At 71.6% G+C, this 1,008-nt stretch carries 2 protein-coding genes; one reads left to right on the forward strand and one right to left on the reverse strand.

The window, feature by feature from the left end:
• The coding region (locus tag AB0I76_RS30750) for an adenylate/guanylate cyclase domain-containing protein (RefSeq protein WP_357042873.1) at nt 1-343 on the reverse strand (343 nt) is incomplete at its 3' end.
• Nucleotides 344-638: 295 nt separating this feature from the next.
• Between AB0I76_RS30750 and AB0I76_RS30755 the strand changes: the two genes are divergently transcribed.
• The coding region (locus tag AB0I76_RS30755) for a BREX system ATP-binding domain-containing protein (RefSeq protein WP_357042876.1) at nt 639-1,008 on the forward strand (370 nt) is incomplete at its 3' end.

Consider the following 1,008-nt stretch of genomic DNA (forward strand, 5'->3'; position numbering starts at 1 on the left):
CGAGGTCCACCACCGCCTCACCGGTGGCTACCCCCACCCGCACCCGCAGCGCCGGAGCGCCGGCGAACGGACGGAGGTCGAGCGCCCGCTGGATCTCCAGGCCGGCCCGCACCGCACGGTACGCGTCGAACCCGTCGGACTGCCGGGCGCCGAACAGGGCCATGACCGCGTCGCCGATGTACTTCTCCACCACGCCCCGCCAGCGGACCAGCACCCCGCTCACGGTGTCGAAGTAGGCCCGTTGCAGCCGCCGGACGTCCTCCGGGTCGAGCCGGTCGACCAGCGCGGTCGATCCGACGATGTCGGCGAACAGGACGGTGACCGTCCGTCTCTCCTCGGGCACCGGCCATCGTGGAAACTCCCACGCGAGGTCGGGGACGGGTACCGCGACGGTCCCGGTGCCCCGACCGGTTCCCTGCGCCGGACCAGCAACGATGATCTGCATGGAGATCGCACCCGCCTTTCCCCCCGTGGTGGCTGACGACCTCCGGAGACTGTCACCCGTGGGCCGACCGGGGATCGGCAGAACGACGTATGTCGGCTGGGCGCAACCTTTGGTCGTAATGTCGACGCGAGGAGTACCACAGGGCCGAATGGCCTGTAGAGCGGTCCGGGGACCTGTGACTAGGCTGCGAGCCATGGCCAGCGATGTGGACGGTGCACCGCTCGTCGGCCGGGCCGACCTGGTGGCGGCCGTACGCTCGGCGCTGCTCGACGACGTCACCCAGGGAAACACCGCGGCGGTCTTCCTCACCGGTGAGAGCGGTGTGGGCAAGACCCGGCTGCTGCGTGAGGTGGGTGCCCGGCTGCGCGACGGGGGCGCCCTGGTGCTCACCGGCACCTGCCTCGACATCGGCGACGCGTCGCCGCTGCATCCGCTGCTGCAGGCGTTACGCCGCTTCGACGCGGAGCTGACCACCTCGCACGCCCGGACCTCGTCGGCCGTCCGTGGGCTGTTGCAGATGTTCGCTGACGAGACGGCCGGGCCGGACGGCGCCGGCGCGCTGC

Origin of the sequence: Micromonospora sp. NPDC049799 (assembly GCF_040656655.1) — a bacterium.
Lineage (GTDB): Bacteria > Actinomycetota > Actinomycetes > Mycobacteriales > Micromonosporaceae > Micromonospora.